Source organism: Pandoraea sp. E26, assembly GCF_000681415.1.
In the GTDB taxonomy this organism is placed as follows: Bacteria; Pseudomonadota; Gammaproteobacteria; order Burkholderiales; family Burkholderiaceae; genus Pandoraea; species Pandoraea pnomenusa.
Map to the genome: position 1 here is coordinate 17,864 of NZ_AYXJ01000029.1, position 20,600 is coordinate 38,463.

The 20,600-nt window shown below is 66.3% G+C and carries 20 protein-coding genes; 13 read left to right on the forward strand and 7 right to left on the reverse strand.

The window, feature by feature from the left end:
* Nucleotide 1 precedes the first annotated feature (1 nt).
* The 9 genes from W930_RS0117905 (at nucleotide 2) to W930_RS29270 (ending at nucleotide 7,429) form a co-directional block, all read left to right on the forward strand.
* Entirely contained in the window at nucleotides 2-1,366 is a 1,365-nt protein-coding gene (locus W930_RS0117905) for a FliI/YscN family ATPase (protein ID WP_023873170.1), read from the forward strand.
* Nucleotides 1,342-1,776, forward strand: a complete 435-nt coding sequence (locus tag W930_RS0117910; protein WP_023597455.1) for a hypothetical protein — start codon at nucleotides 1,342-1,344, stop codon at nucleotides 1,774-1,776. The genes W930_RS0117905 and W930_RS0117910 overlap by 25 nt, the downstream gene beginning before the upstream one ends.
* A gap of 61 nt (nucleotides 1,777-1,837) precedes the next feature.
* Entirely contained in the window at nucleotides 1,838-2,320 is a 483-nt protein-coding gene (locus tag W930_RS0117915) for a hypothetical protein (protein WP_023873172.1), read from the forward strand.
* Nucleotides 2,310-3,365 carry a hypothetical protein gene (locus tag W930_RS0117920; protein WP_023873173.1) on the forward strand — a complete coding sequence of 352 codons (1,056 nt, stop codon included), beginning with the start codon at nucleotides 2,310-2,312 and terminating at the stop codon, nucleotides 3,363-3,365. The genes W930_RS0117915 and W930_RS0117920 overlap by 11 nt, the downstream gene beginning before the upstream one ends.
* 57 nt (nucleotides 3,366-3,422) lie before the next feature.
* Nucleotides 3,423-4,073, forward strand: coding sequence for a type III secretion system export apparatus subunit SctR (gene sctR, locus W930_RS0117925; protein ID WP_023873174.1), 651 nt, complete (start codon nucleotides 3,423-3,425; stop codon nucleotides 4,071-4,073).
* 19 nt (nucleotides 4,074-4,092) lie between these two features.
* On the forward strand, nucleotides 4,093-4,359 hold the full coding sequence (sctS, locus tag W930_RS0117930; RefSeq protein ID WP_023597451.1) for a type III secretion system export apparatus subunit SctS: 267 nt from the start codon (nucleotides 4,093-4,095) through the stop codon (nucleotides 4,357-4,359).
* A gap of 4 nt (nucleotides 4,360-4,363) precedes the next feature.
* Nucleotides 4,364-5,206: a type III secretion system export apparatus subunit SctT gene (gene sctT, locus W930_RS0117935; RefSeq protein ID WP_024788660.1), complete on the forward strand. Its 843-nt coding sequence runs from the start codon at nucleotides 4,364-4,366 to the stop codon at nucleotides 5,204-5,206.
* 7 nt (nucleotides 5,207-5,213) lie between these two features.
* Nucleotides 5,214-6,437, forward strand: a complete 1,224-nt coding sequence (locus tag W930_RS27970; RefSeq protein ID WP_023873176.1) for an EscU/YscU/HrcU family type III secretion system export apparatus switch protein — start codon at nucleotides 5,214-5,216, stop codon at nucleotides 6,435-6,437.
* Nucleotides 6,434-7,429: a lytic transglycosylase domain-containing protein gene (locus W930_RS29270; RefSeq protein WP_024788661.1), complete on the forward strand. Its 996-nt coding sequence runs from the start codon at nucleotides 6,434-6,436 to the stop codon at nucleotides 7,427-7,429. The genes W930_RS27970 and W930_RS29270 overlap by 4 nt, the downstream gene beginning before the upstream one ends.
* Before the next feature lie 7 nt (nucleotides 7,430-7,436).
* Here the strand turns inward: W930_RS29270 and W930_RS0117950 are convergent, their stop codons facing one another.
* The gene (locus tag W930_RS0117950; RefSeq protein WP_023873178.1) at nucleotides 7,437-8,048 is read right to left on the reverse strand and encodes a glutathione S-transferase family protein; all 612 of its coding nucleotides are present in this window, start codon (nucleotides 8,046-8,048) and stop codon (nucleotides 7,437-7,439) included.
* Nucleotides 8,049-8,188: 140 nt separating this feature from the next.
* On the opposite strand from W930_RS0117950, the gene purB reads away from it, so the two are divergent.
* Together purB and W930_RS0117960 are read left to right on the forward strand one after the other, a co-directional pair.
* Nucleotides 8,189-9,562, forward strand: coding sequence for an adenylosuccinate lyase (gene purB / locus W930_RS0117955; protein ID WP_023597446.1), 1,374 nt, complete (start codon nucleotides 8,189-8,191; stop codon nucleotides 9,560-9,562).
* Nucleotides 9,563-9,707: 145 nt separating this feature from the next.
* A complete protein-coding gene (locus W930_RS0117960; RefSeq protein WP_023597445.1) occupies nucleotides 9,708-10,157 on the forward strand; it encodes a cytochrome c in 450 nt (149 codons plus the stop codon).
* 80 nt (nucleotides 10,158-10,237) lie between these two features.
* Here the strand turns inward: W930_RS0117960 and W930_RS0117965 are convergent, their stop codons facing one another.
* The 6 genes from W930_RS0117965 to queA form a co-directional block, all read right to left on the reverse strand.
* Complete coding sequence (locus tag W930_RS0117965; RefSeq protein ID WP_023597444.1) at nucleotides 10,238-10,924, reverse strand: cytochrome b/b6 domain-containing protein; 687 nt, start codon at nucleotides 10,922-10,924, stop codon at nucleotides 10,238-10,240.
* Between the two features lie 151 nt (nucleotides 10,925-11,075).
* Nucleotides 11,076-12,053, reverse strand: a complete 978-nt coding sequence (gene secF / locus W930_RS0117970) for a protein translocase subunit SecF (RefSeq protein ID WP_023873180.1) — start codon at nucleotides 12,051-12,053, stop codon at nucleotides 11,076-11,078.
* A 24-nt stretch (nucleotides 12,054-12,077) separates the two neighbouring features.
* Nucleotides 12,078-13,970, reverse strand: a complete 1,893-nt coding sequence (gene secD, locus W930_RS0117975) for a protein translocase subunit SecD (protein ID WP_023873181.1) — start codon at nucleotides 13,968-13,970, stop codon at nucleotides 12,078-12,080.
* A 134-nt stretch (nucleotides 13,971-14,104) separates the two neighbouring features.
* A complete protein-coding gene (gene yajC, locus W930_RS0117980; protein ID WP_231107075.1) occupies nucleotides 14,105-14,371 on the reverse strand; it encodes a preprotein translocase subunit YajC in 267 nt (88 codons plus the stop codon).
* A gap of 225 nt (nucleotides 14,372-14,596) precedes the next feature.
* Nucleotides 14,597-15,727, reverse strand: coding sequence for a tRNA guanosine(34) transglycosylase Tgt (gene tgt, locus W930_RS0117985; RefSeq protein ID WP_023873182.1), 1,131 nt, complete (start codon nucleotides 15,725-15,727; stop codon nucleotides 14,597-14,599).
* 236 nt (nucleotides 15,728-15,963) lie between these two features.
* On the reverse strand, nucleotides 15,964-17,046 hold the full coding sequence (queA, locus tag W930_RS0117990) for a tRNA preQ1(34) S-adenosylmethionine ribosyltransferase-isomerase QueA (protein WP_023873183.1): 1,083 nt from the start codon (nucleotides 17,044-17,046) through the stop codon (nucleotides 15,964-15,966).
* Nucleotides 17,047-17,104: 58 nt separating this feature from the next.
* On the opposite strand from queA, the gene recG reads away from it, so the two are divergent.
* Both recG and W930_RS0118000 read left to right on the forward strand, forming a co-directional pair.
* On the forward strand, nucleotides 17,105-19,468 hold the full coding sequence (gene recG, locus W930_RS0117995; RefSeq protein ID WP_024788662.1) for an ATP-dependent DNA helicase RecG: 2,364 nt from the start codon (nucleotides 17,105-17,107) through the stop codon (nucleotides 19,466-19,468).
* 177 nt (nucleotides 19,469-19,645) lie between these two features.
* Nucleotides 19,646-20,590 carry a LysR substrate-binding domain-containing protein gene (locus tag W930_RS0118000; RefSeq protein ID WP_023597437.1) on the forward strand — a complete coding sequence of 315 codons (945 nt, stop codon included), beginning with the start codon at nucleotides 19,646-19,648 and terminating at the stop codon, nucleotides 20,588-20,590.
* Nucleotides 20,591-20,600 lie beyond the last annotated feature (10 nt).

The window sequence follows — 20,600 nt, forward strand, 5'->3', positions numbered from 1 at the left end:
CATGCGCCGCCCCGATGCGTCCCGCATTGCCAACGGATTGCGCCGAGTGCTCGACGGACAGCGCAAGGCGTGTGACGACTGGCGCCGCACGTCGTCGGCCGAAGTCCGCTATGGGCGCATCGACAAGGTCACCTCGAACGCGATGCGCGCGCGGCTGCCCGGTGCGGCGCTGGGCGAGCAATGCCGCGTCATGTCGCCGTTGCTCGATGCGGAAGTCATCGCGGTCGAAGGGCGACATGTCTGGCTCGCGCCGTACGCGCAGCCGAACGGCGTTGCCAACGGCGCGCTCGTACGGGCGTTGGGCACGGATTCACGCGTGGCGGTCGGAGACCGGTTGATCGGACAGGTGCTGGACGGACTCGGTCGTTCGCTGTCGGCGGGGGCACCGATTCCGCACGACGTGCCGACCGATGTGATCTGGCGCTCGCTCGACGCCGAACCACCCGGCGCGCTCACGCGGTGCCTCGTCTCGACGCCGTTGCCCATCGGCATTCGCGCCATCGATGGCCTGCTCACGTGTGGTCGTGGGCAACGGCTGGGCATTTTCGCCGCGGCCGGCGGCGGAAAAAGCACGTTGCTTGCCATGATGTGCGCCGGCGCGCAGGCCGACGTGATCGTGCTCGCGCTCATCGGCGAGCGCGGTCGCGAAGTGCGTGAGTTCCTCGAGCAGGCCCTTACCGCCGAGGCGCGTGCGCGCACGGTGTGCGTGGTCGCAACGTCGGATCGTCCCGCACTCGAACGCATGAAGGCGGCCTATACCGCCACCGCGATTGCCGAAGTGTTTCGCGACGAAGGCAAGCACGTGCTGCTGCTCATGGATTCGCTGACCCGCTTCGGCAGGGCGGTTCGCGATATCGGCGTGGCGGCCGGGGAACCACTCGGCGCCGCGAGCGGCTTGCCGCCCAGCTTCTATGCCCGTTTGCCCCGTTTGCTCGAACGCGCCGGCAATGGCGAGCGAGGGAGTATCACGGCGTTCTATACGGTACTCGTCGAGGGCGACAACCTCGATGAACCGCTGGCCGACGAGGTCCGGTCCATCGTCGACGGCCACATCGTGCTTTCGCGCCGTCTGGCGCAGGAAAACCACTACCCCGCCATTGATATACCGGCAAGCCTCTCGCGCGTGATGACGCAGGTCGCCCAGGCGCGGCATGTGGACAACGCGACACGCGTGAGGCGCGCGATGGCGCTCGCGGCGGAGGTCGAGCTGCTGGTGCGCGTTGGCGAGTACCAGGCGGGCAACGATCCGGACACGGACGACGCGTTGGCGCGCGCGCCTGACATCCGCCAGTTCCTGTGTCAGGCGCAACACGACGTGGCGCCTTTCGACGATACCTGCGCATGGCTCGAACATCTCGCGAACTGAAGACCACGGGCGGCCGGGTGCAGGTCGAATCGACGGCGCTCGCCGAACTGGTCGCGCTGGCGAGGCACCGCGACGTTGGCCTGCGTGCCGCGATGCGCCGCGCGCAGGCCGATGCCCACGATGCCGAGGCAGCGGTGAGGACGTGCGAGCAGGCCTGCGAGACGCAGCGTCGCCGTTGGCGTGAGTGCCTGTCGCGAGGCGGCGTCTATGCGCGCCGCGAGGCGGTCGAAGCCTTGCGCCGCGTGGAGGCGGCGCGCGTCGCGCTCGGCGATGCCGCGTCGCGGCACGCGGCGGCCCTCGCGCATGCGCAGCAGGCGCAGACGGATGTGATTCGACTGCGCGAGCAACTGCAAGCGAACGCCCGCAAGCAGGAAAAATTCCGCGAGCTGTCGAAGTTATACCGCCGTTGACCGAGAGACACGGCGATTGCACGAATGGTTTTCTTCACCACGCCATGATGAGGACTTCACGATGAACATCACCCACCGCAGCGGCCTGTGTGCCGATCCCGTCGTCAGTCCGCAGGACAGATCGTCACCGCGGCGGCGCGAAGGCGCGACGAGTCGCTTTGAACGCCGCTGTGACGGCAGCCACGGCAGCAACGACAACACTGGCAGCGAAGGCAGCGAGCGCACGTTCTCGCTGACCGGCGAGCATGTCGCGCGCGTGAGCGGCCCGGCCGACGTGCTGCGCTGGCTGCGCGTGTGGCATGCACGGCAGGAGGTCAATTGGGACGGCGCCAGCGCATTGCGCGTGGTCGTGCATGGCGGAGTGCTCGACACGCTGGTCGTCGAAGCCCGTCGGGGGCGGCTGGGGATCACCGTCAGTCTGCTCTGCGTGCGGCTCACGATGTTCCGGCGCTTGCTGGCGCGTCGCGGGCAATTCTCCCGGGCGCTGACCGCGCGCATTAAGCTGCCTGTCACGGTCGAAGTCGAGGCGCGTTATGTCCCGTGACCTTTGCGCGGCGTATTCGGGCGACGACCGTCAAACGTTGGACGACCTGCTCGCCGGCGGCGGCAGTCTGATGTTTCAGGAAGGCGACACGCAGGTTCGGGTCGGTTGGCTTCTCATCGGCGGCGAAGGACTGATCGTCACCGCGCGCGTCAACGAGGCGGGGCCGGGCCGGACGCGCTTCTGGTGCGACGCGCGTCAGTGGGCCGACTGGCTCGCGGCGGAGCTGCCGGTGCCCTCGTGGGAAGCGCTACCGCAAGCGTGGCGTGCGAGTGCGGCGGCGCTTACGCTTTCGCCTGGCGGCGACGCAGTCGATGCGACCTGGCCGCAGGCCGTCGATCTGACACCCGGGAGCGTGACGACGGACTGGCGTATCGGCATCGTCCTGCAGCGCGGTGCGCACCGATTGGCGCTGACGTATCTCGACGGCGCGACATCGTGGCTACGCGAGCGTTGTCGGCAGGCCACGCCGTGCGACGAACCGCTCGATCCCGCAGGGCTGCCGGCGCGCCCGTGCGCGTTGGCGGTGGGGTGGGCCACGCTCGGCGTTGCGCAATGCGACGCGCTGTGCAAGGGCGACACCGTCCTGCTCGACGTGACGGCGGACATCGCGAGCGGTGAGTACTGGCTGATCGACGGCGACTACGCCATCCCGATGCGCGACGGTCAACCGTCCGGCCGGGGCGCGGTGGAGCGCATGCGAACCGATGCCGTGACCTGCCTCGACGTGGTGATCGCGAAAAGGCCGATTCCCATTCCGGCGCTCATGGCGTGGCTTGCCGGCGAGCCGGCCGTGTCGCCGCCCGCCGGCGCATCGAATGTGCACGCCGCTGCCTGCCTGACGATGTGGCGCGACGGCGCACCCTGGTCCAGCGGGCAACTCCTGCGTTTCGGCGACGGGCGCCTCGGCGTGCAGATCGACGCGATCGGACCGGCTGCCGGTCCGATACCGGATTCGGACGACGAGGGCGGCACCGACGCCTCAGGCGACGAGGCCATCCCGATTTCGGGTGGTGACCCGATGGGCGTATATCCGACGTCCACCTAACATCGCCTCGGCCTTTGCCGCGCCTTGCTTTCGCGCCACGTCATTCCTGGAGTTCGCATGTCCCTGCTCGATCATCCGGTGCAGCTCGTCGTACTGCTTTCGCTGCTCTCGATCTTGCCGTTGCTGGTGGTGCTGGGGACTGCGTTCCTGAAACTGGCCGTCGTCTTCGCACTGCTTCGCAATGCCCTGGGCACGCAGCAGATTCCGCCGAATATCGCCATCTATGGACTGTCGCTCGTTCTCACCTGTTTCATCATGGCGCCCGTCGCGTTCGATATTGAAGCGAATCTGGCGGCGCGCCCGGTGTCGCTGTCATCGAAGCATTTCGTTGCCGACGTCGATGCCGGCGTACTGGCGCCATATCGCGCTTTCCTCACCCGACACACCGATCCGCGCCAGCGCGACTTCTTCGCAGGGATCGGCGGCCGGACGTGGCCCGAGGCGTATCGCGACCGGCTGGGCGCCGATTCGCTGCTCGTGCTGATGCCGGCGTTCGCGTTGAGCCAGCTTGCCGAGGCGTTCAAGATCGGGCTGCTGCTTTACCTGCCGTTCGTCGTGATCGATCTGGTGATCTCGAACATCCTGCTCGCCATGGGCATGATGATGGTCTCGCCGATGACCATCGCATTGCCCTTCAAGCTGCTGATCTTCGTGATGATGAACGGCTGGGAACAACTGGTGCGCCAGTTGATGCTCTCCTACGCATGACGGCCGGGGGGGCAACATCATGAGCGAAGCGATCGTCGTCAATCTCACGAGCGAAATGCTCTGGCTCACGCTGCTGATGTCGTTGCCGACCGTGGTGGTCGCGTCGGTCGTCGGGGTGCTGGTCTCGCTGATTCAGGCGCTCACGCAGGTGCAGGACCAGACGGTGCAGTTCCTCATCAAGCTGGTCGCGGTGTCGGTCACGCTCGCGGCCACGTACGCGTGGATGGGCCATGTGCTGCTCAACTACGCGGGCAGCACGTTCGAACAGATCAGCCGGATGGCATGAGCGCATGGACACTTCCTTCCTTGGCGGCGCCGACGCCACACTCGGCGGCCTGCTCTCTTCGGCCGGGTCAGCCTTGTTCGAATGGTGCCTGGCGTGGGGCGTGGCCATGTTGCGCCCGCTGGGCCTTGCCATGCTGTTGCCGGTGCTCTCGGTGGGGATGCTCGGTGCCGGCCTGTTGCGCAACGCTCTCGTGCTCGCCCTTGCGTTGCCGGTGGTGCCGCTCGTTCACGCGGCTCCTGAGATCCCGGCACATTGGGGGGCCTGGAGCATGGTGATCGTGCGTGAACTCTGCGTTGGCGGCCTGCTGGGTTTCGCCGCCGCGCTGCCGTTCTGGGCGGTCGATATGACGGGCTACGTGATCGACACGATGCGCGGGGCGTCCATGGCGAGCGTGCTCAATCCGTTGATGGGCGCACAGTCGTCAATCTTCGGCACGGCCTTCACGCAGATGCTCTGCGTCCTGTTCTTCATCACGCCCGCGGCACACATGCTGCTCGCCACGCTCTACGACTCTTACCTCGCCCTGCCGGTAGGTCTGCCCTGGCAGTGGCACGGCGGCGGCCAGGCGTGGGTGTTGTCGTTGTGGCAGGCGATGCAGGTCATGTGCCTGGCCGTGGCGCTGCCCGCGATGGTCGTGATGGTACTGGTCGACATGTCGATGGGCTTCGTCAATCGCGCGGCGCAGCAGCTCAATGTGTTCTTCCTGGCCATGCCCGTCAAGAGTGCCATGGCGCTGCTCGTGACCGTGGCGAGCCTGCCGTTCGCCGTTGCCGTGCCGCTCGCCGGCTGGTATCGCCTGCCCGACGTGTTTCACGCATGGGTGGCGCTGGCGCAGCCGGCTTCGTGAGGCCGGGATGAGCGAAAAGACCCTGCCGCCCACGCCCAAGAAGGTCGCGGATGAGCGAAGGAAGGGGCGTGTGGCCAAGAGCGCCGATCTGGCCGTATGCATGCAACTCGGCACGACGCTGGCGTGGCTGACCTTCGAAGGCCCCGCGCTGCACGACGCGCTCGTCGCGCTGGTCTCGCGCATGTTGCAAGTGCTGCGCGATCCGGTCGATGTGGCCGTGCAGGGCATGCTGGGCCCGTCGATGCTGCTGCTCGCGCGTTTCGCGGGCGGGCTCGCCGCGTTGCTGGTGGTCACGACCTGGCTCGCGATGGTGTTGCAGGTCGGCGTACTCGTGGCGCCGGAGGCGATACGACCGAAATACGAACGTATCGATCCCGTGGCGAAGGCCAGACAGCTGTTTTCGATGCAGTCGCTGTTCGAGTTCGGCAAGTCGCTCGTCAAGGTGGGTGTGCTTGGCGTGGTGTTCTTTTATCTGATCCGGCAATACACACCCTCGCTCGCGTCGTTGCCCATGTGCGGGCCGTCATGCGGACTCGCGCTCACGGCGCGATTGCTGTTTTGGCTGATGGCTGTGCTGGTCGTGGCGTACGTGGTGTTCGGCGCGCTGGACTTCGCGTACCAGAAGTACCAGTTGCGCAAGCAGTTGATGATGTCGTTCGACGAGGTCAGGCGCGAGTCGAAGGAGGTGGAGGGCAATCGGGAAATCAAGACCCGGCGGCGCGACATTCACCGCGAGACGATCGAGAGCGGGAGCCTTTCCGACAACGTGAACCGTTCCACCGCGGTGGTGCGCAATCCTACGCGCCTCGCCGTGTGCCTGCGTTACGTGCCGGGCGAGACGGCCGTGCCGCTGGTCATCGAGAAGGGGCGCAACGCACGCGCGCGCACCATCGTGCGGCTGGCCGAGCGGGCGGGCGTGCCCGTTGTCGAACACGTGCCTGTCGCGCGGCGCCTGATGGACGAAGTGGAGATCGACGCCCCGATTCCGCCGGACCTGTTCGACGCCGTGGCCGCGATTCTGCGCCTGGCGCTCGATCTGCCATACGAGGTGAGGGCGCAGGAGACTGGCGAGAAGGTCGATGAGGACGGCGAGGGCAACGAAGGCGGACAGGTCGGAAGCGACGGAGAGGGCATGGGGGCCGTAGAGGGCGGCAGCGGGCGCGATGACGACGGTGACGCCGGCGAGTCGATTGAAGACGCTGGACGCGACGAACCGGGAGGTGGCGCATGAAGCGGGGTGTCGCGCTCGTGCTCGCGGCACTTGCCGCACCGGTCGCGCTGGCGGCCTTGTTGCCCCACCATCCTCGCGTGGAGGACGCTCAACTGGCGGTGCCCACCCCACCGACCGCCGTGGCGGAACCGTGGCGTGCGGCGACACCGTTGGCGCAGGCGCAGGCGCGCGCTGAACGCTCGCCAGGTCCGGCGTCGGCCGCGCCGCCGTTCGATGCGCTGGTGCGCCGCACGGCGCTTGTCACCGACGTCGACGCGGCGCTGCTGCATGCGATCATCGACACGGAGTCGGGATACGATCCGACCGCCGTGTCCGAGCGAGGTGCGATCGGGCTGATGCAGATTCTGCCGCGCACGGGGCAGCGCTTCGGCGTCCGACGTCTGGAGGACCCTGCGGAAAATCTTCGGGCGGGCGCGGCGTACGTGCGCTGGCTGCTCTCCCGATTCGATGGCGACCTGCGTCTCGTGCTCGCCGCCTACAATGCCGGCGAAGGCGCGGTGCTGCGCCATGGGCGACAGGTGCCGCCGTTCGCCGAGACGCGGCGCTTCGTCCAGCGCGTGATGGACGCCTATTCGCGCCTGCAAGACGCCGGAGCGTCGGGCGAGGCGGTGGCTCCTTCCTCGCAGAAGCGGGTCGATGCCGTCGGCTCGGCCGCCCCCTTCGTCGCGGTCGTGCCCAGGGATTCCATGGAGTCCTCCGATCCCTACGATTCGGTTGCCACTGTCGGTGCCGCAGGCAAGGACGTGGCAGGTAAATCGTCTGGCGCCGCGCGTCCTTTGCCCGCAGGCGTACAGACGGCCTCGCCGGTGCCCGCCGCGCGCACGGACGGCGCCGACGCGTCTGGCGCGTGGCGCTTGCTGCGGGATCTGGGCGTGCTGGTGACGCGCAGTCCGTCGGCCGAGGCCGAGCGAAAGCGGCGGCGCGACCGTCCCGCGGTCATGTACGAGCGCCCGGTCGGCGCCACGGCACAGTCCGCCGGGCGGGGCGGGTGAGGCGAGCCTAGAGCGTGGGAACGGTGTCGGTCACCGAGGCGCGCGTGCTCATGCGCTCGAAGTGGCGGGCAAGATTGGGATGGGCGTCACGCCACTGGATATCGGGAAAGCGGAAATCGAGATAGCCAAGCGAGCATACGAGCGCCACGTCGGCCAGCGTCAGGCGATTGCCCGCGCACCACTGGCGATCGCCGAGACCGCTTGCCATGGCCTGAAGTCCGGCATCGATCTTGCCGAGCTGACGGTCGACGAGCCGCTGCGAGCGCGATGCCTCGTCGTGAAACATCATTTCGACGCGGATCTGCACGGCGGCGTCGGTCAGGCCGTCGGCCAGGGCCTCCCAGCAACGCACTTCGGCGCGCTCGCGCCCCGACGGCGGAATCAGCTTGCCCACGGGCGACAGGGTGTCGAGGTATTCGCAGATCACCCGCGAGTCGAACACCGCCTCGCCGTCTTCCATGACGAGGCAGGGTACCTTGCCCAGCGGGTTGGACTGCTGGATGCGGGTGTCGTCGCCCCACACGTTCTCGAGCTCGAGCTTGTAGTCGAGCTTTTTCTCGGCCAGCACGATGCGGACTTTGCGAACATACGGACTGGCGAGGGCACCGATCAACTTCATGTGAATCCTTGATATATCGCGATAGCGCGGGGGAGAGTATAACGTGCGGGATGGCCGTCCCCGGGGAATGGTAAAATACTGGCCTTTTCCGAGTTGGCACATCGCCGGCTCCCCGGTTTTCTTTTTCGGTGCCCAGTGCCATGTCCGACGAATTCTCCCCCCTGACCGCGCTTTCCCCGCTCGACGGCCGTTATGCCGGCAAGACCGACGCCCTGCGTCCGTGGTTGTCCGAGGCGGCTTTCATGCGCCACCGCGTGACGGTCGAAATCCATTGGCTGATCGCCCTGTCCAAGGCCGGCTTTGCCGAGATCGCGCCATTTTCGGCCGATGCCGAGGCGTTCCTGCTCAACCTCGCCGCCAATTTCTCGAACGCCGATGCCCAGCGCATCAAGGACATCGAGAAGGTCACGAACCACGACGTGAAGGCGGTCGAGTACTGGCTCAAGGAGAAGGTGCAGGGCCAGGCGGAGCTCGAGAAGGCCAGCGAGTTCATTCACTTCGCCTGCACATCGGAAGACATCAACAACACGTCGCACGGCATGATGATCAAGGGCGCGCGCGACGAAGTGATCGTGCCCGCGCTCGAATCGCTCGTGACCAAGCTCAGCGAGCTCGCCCGCGAGCACGCCGCGCAGCCGATGCTCTCGCGCACGCACGGTCAACCGGCCTCGCCGACCACGCTGGGCAAGGAGCTGGCCAACGTGGCCGTGCGCCTGGCTCGCGCGCTCGAGCGCGTGCGTCGCGTCGAGCTGCTTGCCAAGATGAACGGCGCGGTCGGCAATTACAACGCCCACCTGTCGGCCTACCCGGAATACGACTGGGAGTCGTTCTCCAGGGCGGTGATCGAAAAGCGCCTGGGCCTCACGTTCAACCCGTACACGATCCAGATCGAACCGCACGACTACATGGCCGAGCTGTTCGACGCCGTGGCTCGCGCCAACACGATCCTGCTCGATCTGAACCGCGACATCTGGGGTTACATCTCCGTCGGCTACTTCAAGCAGAAGACGAAGGCCGGTGAAATCGGCTCGTCGACCATGCCGCACAAGGTCAACCCGATCGATTTCGAGAACTCGGAAGGCAATCTGGGCCTGGCCAACGCGGTGCTGCGTCACCTGGCCGACAAGCTGCCGGTTTCGCGCTGGCAGCGCGATCTCACGGACTCGACCGTGCTGCGCAACATTGGCGTGGCGTTCGGCTACAGCCTGCTGGCCTACGACTCGTGCCTGCGCGGTCTGGGCAAGCTCGAAGTCAACCCGCAGCGTCTGGACGAAGACCTCGACAACACGTGGGAAGTGCTGGCCGAGCCGGTGCAGACCGTGATGCGCCGCTTCGGTGTGCCGAACCCGTACGAGCAACTCAAGGAGCTCACGCGCGGCAAGGGCATCACCCGCGAAGCACTGCAGGCGTTCATCAAGCAACTGGCGATTCCCGAAGACGCCAAGGCGCGTCTGCTGGAGATGACCCCGGCAAACTATGTCGGTATCGCCGAGGCGCTCGCCAAGCGCGTGTAAGCCTCCGAACCACCGAAGACCCCTCGACTCGCGGCATCTGGCGCCCGCGTCGACCCGACGGGCCGCTTTTGCGGCCCGTTTCGTTTTTTACGGTGCCGGGTTGCTGTGTATCATAGCCGCACAACCCATAAGGAGAACCCCACCGATGAAGCTTACCCTCGCAGTTGCAGCGCTTGCCGCCGCCGTCGTGCCGGCATTCGCACAGGCTCAGTTCGCCAAGGCCGACGACGCCGTGGAATACCGTCAATCGGCCCTCTTCCTGCTCGGCAACCATTTCGGTCGTATCGGTGCCGTGGTCAAGGGTGACGCACCGTTCAACAAGGACGACGTGATCAAGAACGCCGAACTCGTCGCCACGCTTTCCAAGCTGCCGTGGCCCGCGTTCGAGGGCGGTCAGACCACGGCAAGGAGCAAGGCGAAGCCGGAGGTGTTCTCCGACAAGGCGAAGTTCCAGCAAGCTGCCGAGAAGATGGAAACCGCGGTGGCCAAGCTCAACACCGTGGCCAAGGGCGGGGACCTCGCCTCGATCAAGACGGCCTTCGGCGAGGCGGCGCAAACCTGCAAGAGCTGCCACGACAGCTTCCGCGCCAAGTAAGCGCGTCTCGCACGCTGGCCACGCCTGCGAAAAAGCCGGTCATCCGACCGGCTTTTTTCATGGACGTCGAGATCGCGCCGTCAATACGACGGCAAGGCTGCCACGGCCGGGGTCAGGTTGACGACCCGATACACGAGCGCCGAGGCCAGCACGATCAGCACCAGTGCGCCCACGCGCACCCGCCAATCGTCGCGCGCCGGATGCACGGGCGCGGCGGTGCGCTTGTCGCCCACGATCATCGGCTTGATCAGATCCTTCCTGCGGATCACGCGGTAATAGAGAATCGCCAGCACGTGCAGCGCGACGAGTGCGACCAGTACCCATTGGTTGCGCAGATGCCAGCCAGTGAGCATGTCGCTGGTGTCCTTGTCGATGAACTTGACGAGCGGGCCGTCGTTGAAGATGTCGTCGTTCGAGAACAGGCCCAGACCGGCCTGGATCGCGAAGAACAACAGCATCGCCATCACCGACAGACCGCCGAGGGGCGTGTGACCGGCGAAGCGGGCGTCGGTGTCCGATGTATCGCGCAGCGAGCGCAGGAACGTTGCCGGGCGGGCGATGAACGCCCCGAAGCGGGCATAGCGCGGCCCGGCGATGCCCCACACCAGCCGGAACAGCAGCAGCGCGAGCACGGCGTAGCCGCACCAGAAGTGGTAGATCATCGCGTTGCCGCCTGTTTTGGCCGTGACGTAGGCCGCCACCGCCAGCACGACGAACGACCAGTGAAACAGACGAGTGGGCAGATCCCAGATGCGGACGGACTTCATTGGCGTGAAATGTCGAAATTGGCGAACTTCGCGAGATTACCGCAAGCCCGCCGCGCCTGCACGCGTCACACCGTACCGCACCGCGTGACGGCGACACACGAAAAAAAACCGCCGGGCGAGCCGGCGGTTTCTTCACATCATGTCGCGCGTGTCAGACACGGGCGCCGAAGTTCGGGTCGTTGCGATCGACCCCTGGTTCGTCGTCCTTGCCACCATGCTTGATGAGGTCCTCGCGCTTCACACCGAACCACATCGCGAGCGCGGCCGCCACGAACACCGACGAGTAGATACCGAACAGAATACCCACGGTCAGCGCCAGTGCGAAGTAGTGCAGCGTCTGACCGCCGAAGAAGAACATCGACAGCACCATCATTTCCGTACTCGCGTGCGTGATGATCGTACGCGACATGGTCGTCGTGATGGCGTGGTCGATCACTTCCTGCACCGTTGCCTTGCGCATCTTTCGGAAGGTCTCGCGAATCCGGTCGAAGATCACGACCGATTCGTTCACCGAGTAGCCGAGCACGGCCAGCACCCCCGCGAGCACCGCCAGCGAGAACTCCCACTGGAAGAATGCGAAGAAGCCGAGAATGATCACCACGTCGTGCAGGTTGGCGATCACGCCGGCCACGGCGAATTTCCATTCGAAGCGGAACGACAGATAGATGATGATGCCCACGACCACGAAGGTCAGCGCCAGCAGGCCGTCGGTGAACAGCTCGTGACCGATCTGCGGGCCGACGAATTCCACGCGACGCAGCTGCACGTCGGGGGCGTCGGCCTTGAGCGCGGTCATCACGGCGTCGCTCTGTTGCGCGCTGGTCACCTGCTTGCCGTCGGCGCCGCTCTGGATCGGCAGGCGGATCATCACGTCGCGCGAGGTGCCGAAGCTCTGCACCTGCACGTCGCGATAGCCGAGCTTGCCCACTTCGCCCCGGATCTTCTCGAGATCGGCCGCCTGCGAGTAGGCCACTTCCATGACCGTGCCGCCGGTGAACTCGATCGACAGGTGCAGGCCCCGCGTGAGCAGGAAGAACACCGCCGCCACGAACGTGAGCGCCGAGATGATGTTGAAGATCAGGGCGTGCCGCATGAACGGCACGTCTTTCTTGATGCGGAAAAATTCCATGACTGTTTCCTCTCGCGCCTGCGGTTATTGCTCGCCTGCGTCGGGTGCGTTCTTCGCACCGTCCGGGCGCCAGACCTGGCCGATCGCCAGCGTCTTGAGCTTGCGGCGGCCGCCGTACCACAGGTTGACCAGACCGCGCGAGAAGAACACGGCCGAGAACATCGAGGTCAGGATACCCAGGCAGTGCACCACGGCAAACGCGCGCACCGGGCCCGACCCGAAGGCCAGCAGTGCCAGGCCGGCGATCAGCGTGGTCACGTTCGAGTCGAGAATCGTGGCCCACGCATGCTCGAAGCCCAGCGAAATCGCCTTCTGTGCCGACGCACCCGCACGCAGTTCCTCGCGGATACGTTCGTTGATCAGCACGTTGGCATCGATGGCCATGCCGAGCGTGAGCGCGATGGCGGCGATACCCGGCAGCGTGAGCGTGGCCTGCATCATCGAGAGCACGGCCACGAGCAGCAGCAGGTTGAACAGCAGGGCGATGACCGAGAACACGCCGAAGAGCATGTAATACAGCATCATGAATACGGCGATGGCGATCAGGCCGTACATCACCGAGTCGACACCCTTTTGCACGTTATCCGCGCCGAGGCTCGGGCCGATCGTGCGCTCTTCGATGATTTCCATCGGCGCGGCGAGCGAACCGGCGCGCAGCAGCAGCGCCAGATCGTTGGCGGCCTGCGCCGAGCCCATGCCGGTGATCTGGAAGCTCTGACCGAGTTCGCTGCGGATGTTCGCCACCGTCAGCACTTCGCCCTTGCCCTTTTCGAACAGTACGATCGCCATCGGCTTGCCGATGTTGTCGCGTGACACGTCGCGCAGGACGCGACCGCCGGCGGCATCGAGCTTGATGTTGACCGAGGGCTGCTGGTGGTCGTCGAAGCCGGCCGAGGCGCTCGTGATGCGATCGCCGCTGAAGATCACCTGACGCTTGAGCATGACCGGTGCGCCGTTGCCGTGCAGGAACAGCTCGTCCTGCGGCGGGACCGGCGTATCGGCCGTGACGAAGCGGGGCGCGTCCGGATCGGCCAGGCGCGCTTCGAGCGTCGCGGTGCGGCCGATGATGTCCTTCGCCTTGGCGGTGTCCTGCACGCCGGGCAACTGCACGACGATGCGGTCCGGGCCTTCCTGCTGGATCACGGGCTCGGACACGCCAAGCTCGTTCACCCGGTTATGCAGCGTCACGATGTTCTGCTTGACGGCGTTGTCCTGCACGGAGCGCCGGGCGGCCTCCGTGAACGTGCCCACCACCTTGAACGTCCCGTTCGGGCCGGGCTGCGTCGTGTAGGACAGATCGGGCAGGCCGTCGGTGAGCGCGCCACGGGCGCGATCGGCGTCTTCCTGCGTGCTGAAGGCCGCTTCGATGCCATTGTCCGTGCGCGTCACGCCGTTGTGACGGATGTTCTTGTCGCGCAGCAGCGTACGGGCGTCGGCGGCCGATGCATCCAGACGCTTGGTGATGGCACCGGCCATGTCGACTTGCAGCAGGAAGTGGACACCGCCGCGCAGGTCGAGGCCGAGGTACATCGGCAGCGCATGAATCCTGGTGAGCCAGTCCGGCGAGGCCGAGAGCAGGTTGAGCGCCACGACGTAGGTCGGGTCGGTCGGATCGGTGTTCAGCGCGGTCTGGAGCAGATCCTTGGCGCGCAGCTGCGTGTCGGTGTCGGAGAAGCGAATGCGCACGCTCGGGTTGTTGCCCGTGCTGTCGAACACGGCACCGTTGTAGGCAATGTTCTGTGCCTTGAGCGCGTCTTCGGCGCGCGCGAGCGTCGAGGGGTCGACCTTGACGGTCGCCTTGACGCTGGAAATCTGTACCGCCGGCGTTTCACCGAACAGGTTTGGCAGCGTGTAAAGCACCCCGATGGCGAGCGCCACCAGAATGATGATGTATTTCCAGAGAGGATAGCGATTCATAGCGGCGGGCTAGGGTGATGCCTCGTGGCAAACCGTGCTTCAGACCGGCTGGCAAGGCAACGCAGGTCGCCAGACCCGCGCCGCCATGCATTGCGGCCGCCTGGGAGGGCGGCCGCATGCGGTTGCGCGAAGGATCAGAGCGCCTTGATGGTGCCCTTCGGCAGCAGGGTCGTGATCGCACCCTTTTGCACGTTGATTTCGACGTTCTCCGCGATCTCGATGGTCACGAAGGTCTCACCGACCTTCGAGATGCGACCGGCCAGACCACCCGAGGTCACGACTTCGTCGCCCTTGGCGAGGGCCGCGAGCATGTTGCGGGTTTCCTTCTGACGCTTCATCTGCGGACGGATCATGATGAAGTACAGCACCACGAACATCAGAACGAGCGGCAGGAAGCTCATCAGGTTGCTGGTCGGGCTGGCGGCGCCAGCCGTCTGAGCGAAAGCATCGGAAATCAGCACGTTCGGTTCTCCTTATGTAAGACGTGTAAAAGCCGCGTGTGGCCGGTGACCCGGACACGCGCGGCGTGTGTTTCGGTGCGAGGATTCAGGATCCAAGCCCGGCATTTTACCACTGCCCGAGCGCCTTCCACGGGGATTCGGTGCCCGTTGCGGAGCCCCGGGCCGTCACTGCACGCCGCGCGCGCGATCGGCCCGAAACTGGGTGACGAACGCGTCGAATCGGTGGGCTTCGATGGCATCCCGCATTTCCTGCATCAGCGTGAGATAGTAATGCAGGTTATGGATGGTGTTGAGCCGCGCGCCCAGAATCTCCCCGGCTCGCTGCAAATGGTGCAGATAGGCGCGCGAGAAGTTTCGACAGGTGTAACACCCGCAAGTTTCGTCCAGCGGGCGTGTGTCGCTCTTGTGCGAGGCGTTGCGGATCTTCAAGTCGCCGAAACGCGTGAACAGCCAGCCGTTGCGCGCGTTTCGCGTGGGCATCACGCAATCGAACATGTCGACGCCCGCGGACACACCCGCCACGAGGTCTTCCGGCGTGCCCACACCCATCAGGTAGTGCGGCTTGTTCGCGGGCAGGCGCGGCGCCACGTGCTCGAGCACGCGCATCATGTCCTCCTTGGGCTCGCCGACCGACAACCCGCCGATGGCATAACCGTGGAAGTCGAGCTCGGAGAGCCCGGCGAGCGACTCGTCTCGCAGATGTTCGTACATGCCGCCCTGCACGATGCCGAACAGGGCGTTGGGGTTTTCGAGGCGGTTGAATTCGTCGATCGAACGCTTGGCCCAGCGCAGCGACATGCGCATCGACTGGCCGGCTTCCGATTCCGTGGCGGGGCGGCCGTCGATCTCGTAAGGCGTGCATTCGTCGAACTGCATCACGATGTCCGAATTGAGCACGCGCTGAATCTGCATCGAGATTTCCGGCGAGAGGAACAACCGGTCGCCATTGACTGGCGAAGCGAATTTCACGCCTTCTTCGCTGATTTTGCGCAATTCGCCGAGGCTGAAGACCTGGAAGCCGCCGGAGTCGGTCAGGATCGGACGATCCCAGCCCATGAAACGGTGCAGGCCACCGTGCGCGGCAATCGTCTCGAGGCCCGGGCGCAGCCAGAGGTGGAACGTGTTGCCGAGAATGATCTGGGCGTTGTTTTCGACGAGTTCGGCGGGCGACATCGCCTTGACCGAGCCGTAGGTGCCCACGGGCATGAAGATGGGCGTCTCGACCACGCCGTGGTTGAGCGTGACGCGTCCCCGGCGGGCCTGCCCGTCGGTGGTGATGAGTTCGAACTTGAGCATGTGTCGTGCGCCCCGGCACCACCGGCAAAACAAGCCGGCGCACGCGCGGGGGCGTCAAAAAACGGCCAGCGCCCCATGCGCGGCCAAGGCGCCATTGTACCGGGTCGAATGACGCTCGATGAGAACGCCCCGCCGGCCGGCGGGGCCGGGTGCGACGGCCCACGCATGCGATGGGCCCCGATCGGCGGCCGGCGCGCCCGCCCGCGCGCGGCGGCCCGCCGCGTATATCGCGTCGCTCAGGCCGCGGCCAGGGGGGCGTCGTGCATTTCCACGCGCGAGAGGATCATCGCGTCGCCATAGCTGAAGAAGCGGTAGCGCTGCTCGATTGCGTGCCGATAGGCCGCGCGGATCGTCTCCATGCCCGAGAAAGCCGACACCAGCATGAGCAGTGTCGACTTGGGCAGGTGGAAGTTGGTGATCAGGCGATCGACCACCTGGAACCGGTAGCCGGGCGTGATGAAGATGTCCGTCTCGGCGCTGCCCGGGCGAAGCGTTCCCGGTGCGTCTCCGGCGACGAGCGCGGCCTGCGCGGCCGATTCGAGCGCCCGCATCGACGTCGTGCCCACGGCGATCACTCGCCCGCCGCGGGCGCGGGTGGCGGCGATGGCCTGCACGAGCTCCGGCGTGATTTCGTACCACTCCGCGTGCATCTTGTGCTCGTCGATGTTCTCCACGCGCACCGGCTGGAAGGTGCCGGCGCCCACGTGCAGGGTGAGCGTGGCGCGTTGCACGCCGAGTGCGTCGAGACGGGCGAACAAGCTGTCGTCGAAGTGCAGGCCGGCCGTGGGGGCCGCCACGGCGCCCGGATTGCGGGCGTAGACCGTTTGGTAGCGTGTCTCGTCGGCGGCGTCGGCGTCGTGCTCGATATAAGGTGGCAGCGGCAGGCGGCCATACGTCTCGAGCAGCGTGTAGCAGTCGTCCGGGAAATGAAGTGTGTAGAACGGCTCGACGCGCTCGCCGACCGTCACGTCGAAGGCATCCGCCAGGCGAAGCACGGTGCCCGGGCCGGGACGCTTGCTGGCGCGGATCTGGGCCAGCGCGGTGCGGCTGTCGATCACGCGCTCGACGAGCACCTCGATCTTGCCGCCGCTTGCCTTCTGGCCGAACAGGCGCGCCTTGATGACGCGCGTGTCGTTGAAGACGAGCAGGTCGCCGGGGGCGAGCAGACCGGGCAGGTCGGCGAAGCGGCGGTCGTACAGATGCGGTGGCGTGACACTGCCGTCGACCTCCAGCAAGCGGCTGGCGGTGCGCTCGGCGAGAGCGGTCTGCGCGATGAGCTCGGGCGGCAGGTCGAAATCGAAATCGGAGAGGGTATACATCAGCGTTTACAATGCGTAGCAACCGCCATTTTACTTGGAACGCCAGATTCGCGACTGCATGACCGAACGCAGAATGTCCGCCACCGCGCCCGACGACGCCCCTGCCGACCTCGTGGACCTTGCCGATGCCGCAGGCGCGCAGGCCGACGCCTCGCCGCGCGTGGCCGCCAGGCGCGGCGCGCGTCGCTCCGGGGCCGCCGCTGCCGATAGCGCCGCGCCGGCATCGGCGAAGTCCGCCAACACCCCGACGGACGCGGGGACAAGCCATTCCGACAAGTCCGGCCAATCCTCCGTCGCATCAGGGCCCGCCAAGGCCACCAAGGCCACCAAGGCCACCAAGGCCACCAGGCCCGCAGCCAGCAAGGCCGGGGCCGGCAGCGCCGACAAGCTCGCCAAACTCGGCCTGAAGCGCGACATCGACCTCATCCTGCACTTGCCCATGCGCTACGAGGACGAAACCACGCTGCGCAAGATCGGCGAGGTGCTTCCGAGCGAGCTGGCGCAGGTCGAAGGCGTGGTGACGTCCAGCGAAGTCGCCTATCGGCCGCGCCGCCAGTGGGTCGTACGCATTGCGGACGATGGGCACGAACTCGTGCTGCGTTTTCTGAATTTCTACGGCAGCCAGCAGAAGCAGCTCGCCATTGGCACGCGTGTGCGTGTGCGCGGCGAAGTGCGGGGCGGATTCTTCGGGCTGGAGATGGTGCACCCCGCATATCGCGTGGTGCAGGACGCCGCCGCGCCGTTGCCCGAGTCGCTCACGCCGGTGTATCCGAGTGCGGCGGGCCTGTCGCAGGCGTATCTTCGCAAGGCCATCCACAACGCGATGGCGCGCACGCCGCTCCCGGAACTGCTGCCGCCGGGTCTGCTCCAGGACGCCATCGGCCCCGATCATCCGCTGCCTGCGTTGTCCGACGCCGTGCACCTGCTGCACGCACCGCCGCCGAACGTGTCGGAGACGGCGCTCATCGAGCGTTCGCATCCCGCGTGGTTGCGCATCAAGTGCGAGGAGCTTCTGGCGCAGCAGTTGTCGCTCAAGCGTGCGCAGGCCGCGCGCCGGCGACTCGCCGCACCGGCCTTGGGCGCGCGCGTGCCCGGTGGCCTGCTGGAACGCTTCGAGGCGGCGCTGCCGTTTCGTCTGACAGGCGCGCAGCAACGCGTCTGGGCGGAGATTCGCGCCGACCTGGCCGAGCCGCATCCGATGCAGCGGCTGCTGCAGGGCGACGTGGGCAGCGGCAAGACGATCATCGCGGCGCTTGCCGCCGCGCAGGCCATCGACGCCGGCTACCAGGCCGCAATCATGGCGCCGACCGAAATTCTGGCCGAACAGCATCTGCGCAAGCTCTCCGCATGGCTCGCGCCGTTGGGCGTGACGCTCGCGTGGCTTGCCGGCAGCATGAAGGCGAAGGAAAAGCGCGAGGCGCTGGCCCGCGTGGCCAGCGGCGAGGCGCAACTCGTCATTGGCACGCACGCCATCATTCAGGACACGGTCGTGTTCGCGCGGCTGGGGATGGCCGTCGTCGACGAACAGCATCGATTCGGCGTCGCCCAGCGTCTGGCGCTGCGCAGCAAGATGCAGACCGCCGGCATGGGCGACGACGCCATGCCGCACCAACTGATGATGAGCGCCACGCCGATTCCGCGCACGCTTGCCATGACCTACTACGCCGATCTCGACGTCTCCGTCATCGACGAGCTGCCGCCCGGGCGCAGTCCGGTCGTGACGAAGCTCGTCAGCGACACGCGGCGTCCCGAGGTCATCGACCGGGTTCGCGCGGCCGCGCTGGCCGGCCGTCAGGTGTACTGGGTGTGCCCGCTGATCGAGGAGAGCGAGGCCCTGCAATTGCAGACGGCCGTCGACACGCATGCGCAACTGGTGGCGGCGCTGCCCGAATTGCGCGTGGGCCTCGTTCACGGTCGGCTCTCGCCGGCGGAGAAGGCCGCCGTGATGGACGACTTCTCGCGCGGCGACACGCATCTGCTCGTGGCGACCACGGTCATCGAAGTGGGCGTGGACGTGCCCAATGCGTCGCTGATGGTCATCGAGCATGCCGAGCGCTTCGGTCTCGCGCAGCTCCATCAATTGCGAGGACGCGTCGGGCGCGGCTCGGCCGAATCGGTGTGCCTGCTGATGTATGCCTCACCGCTGTCGATGGGCGCCAAGGCGCGATTGCAGACGATGCGCGAGACCACCGACGGCTTCGTCATCGCGCGGCGAGATCTGGAGATTCGCGGCCCGGGAGAATTCCTCGGTGCACGGCAGTCGGGCGCCGCCATGCTGCGCTTCGTCGACCTCAACGAGGACGCTTGGATGATTCCGGGCGCGCAGGAGGCGGCCGACCGGTTGCTCAAATCGCATCCAGGCGCGGTGGCGGCGCATCTGGAGCGATGGCTCGGCGCGCGCGAAGACTATCTGAAGGCATGACCCCGGGTGCCGGGCCGGCGGGACGGTACTCGACGCCGGTGCGGCGGTCGGTGGCAGGGGGAGCGCGGTGCCGATGGGAGCGTCGCCTGAAAACGGGCAATTGCCGCCCGATTGTGCTATAAAAAAGAAAATCTATCGACTGCCGTTGTTCGATTAATTTACACAGGTTAGGACGACATGACCCTCACGGAACTCAAGTACATCGTGGCGGTGGCGCGAGAACGCCATTTCGGTCGCGCGGCGGAAGCCTGTTTCGTCAGCCAGCCGACGCTCTCGGTGGCCATCAAGAAGCTCGAAGACGAGCTGAACGTACAGATTTTCGAGCGTGGCGCCGCGGAAGTGAGCGTGACGCCGCTCGGCGAGCAGATCGTCGCGCAGGCGCAGCGCGTGCTCGAGCAGACCATCGCCATCAAGGAAATTGCCAAGCAGGGCCGCGATCCGCTCGCGGGACCGTTGCGCCTGGGCGTGATTTACACCATCGGCCCGTATCTGTTGCCGGCACTCGTCAAGCAGATGATCGAGACGACGCCGCAGATGCCGCTCATGCTGCAGGAGAATTACACCCTCAAGCTCATTGAACTGCTCAAGCAGGGCGAGATCGATGCGGCCATCATGGCGCTGCCGTTCCCGGAGAGCGGCCTGATGGTGCGTCCGCTCTACGATGAGCCGTTCGTGGTGGCACTGCCGCGCTCGCACCCGTGGGCCACGCGCGAGCAGATCGACGCGGGCGATCTCAAGCAGGAAACCATGCTGCTGCTCGGCAGCGGTCACTGCTTCCGCGATCACGTGCTGGGCGTATGCCCCGAACTGATGCGCTTCTCGCAGAACGCCGACGGCATCCAGAAGACGTTCGAAGGCTCGTCGCTGGAGACGATTCGCCACATGGTCGCGAGTGGCGTGGGCATCACCGTGCTGCCGAAGACGTCCGTGCCCGACACGCAGGCACCCGACAGCCTGTTGCGCTACGTGCCGTTCTCGGCCCCCGTGCCCGACCGCCGCGTGGTGCTCGCCTGGCGCAAGAGCTTCACGCGCCTGCCGGCCATCGACGCCGTGGCGCAAGCCATTGCCAAATGCCACCTGCCGGGTGTGATTCCGCTGGATCTTCCGGCCACGTCGAACTGAGCGGCCGGGG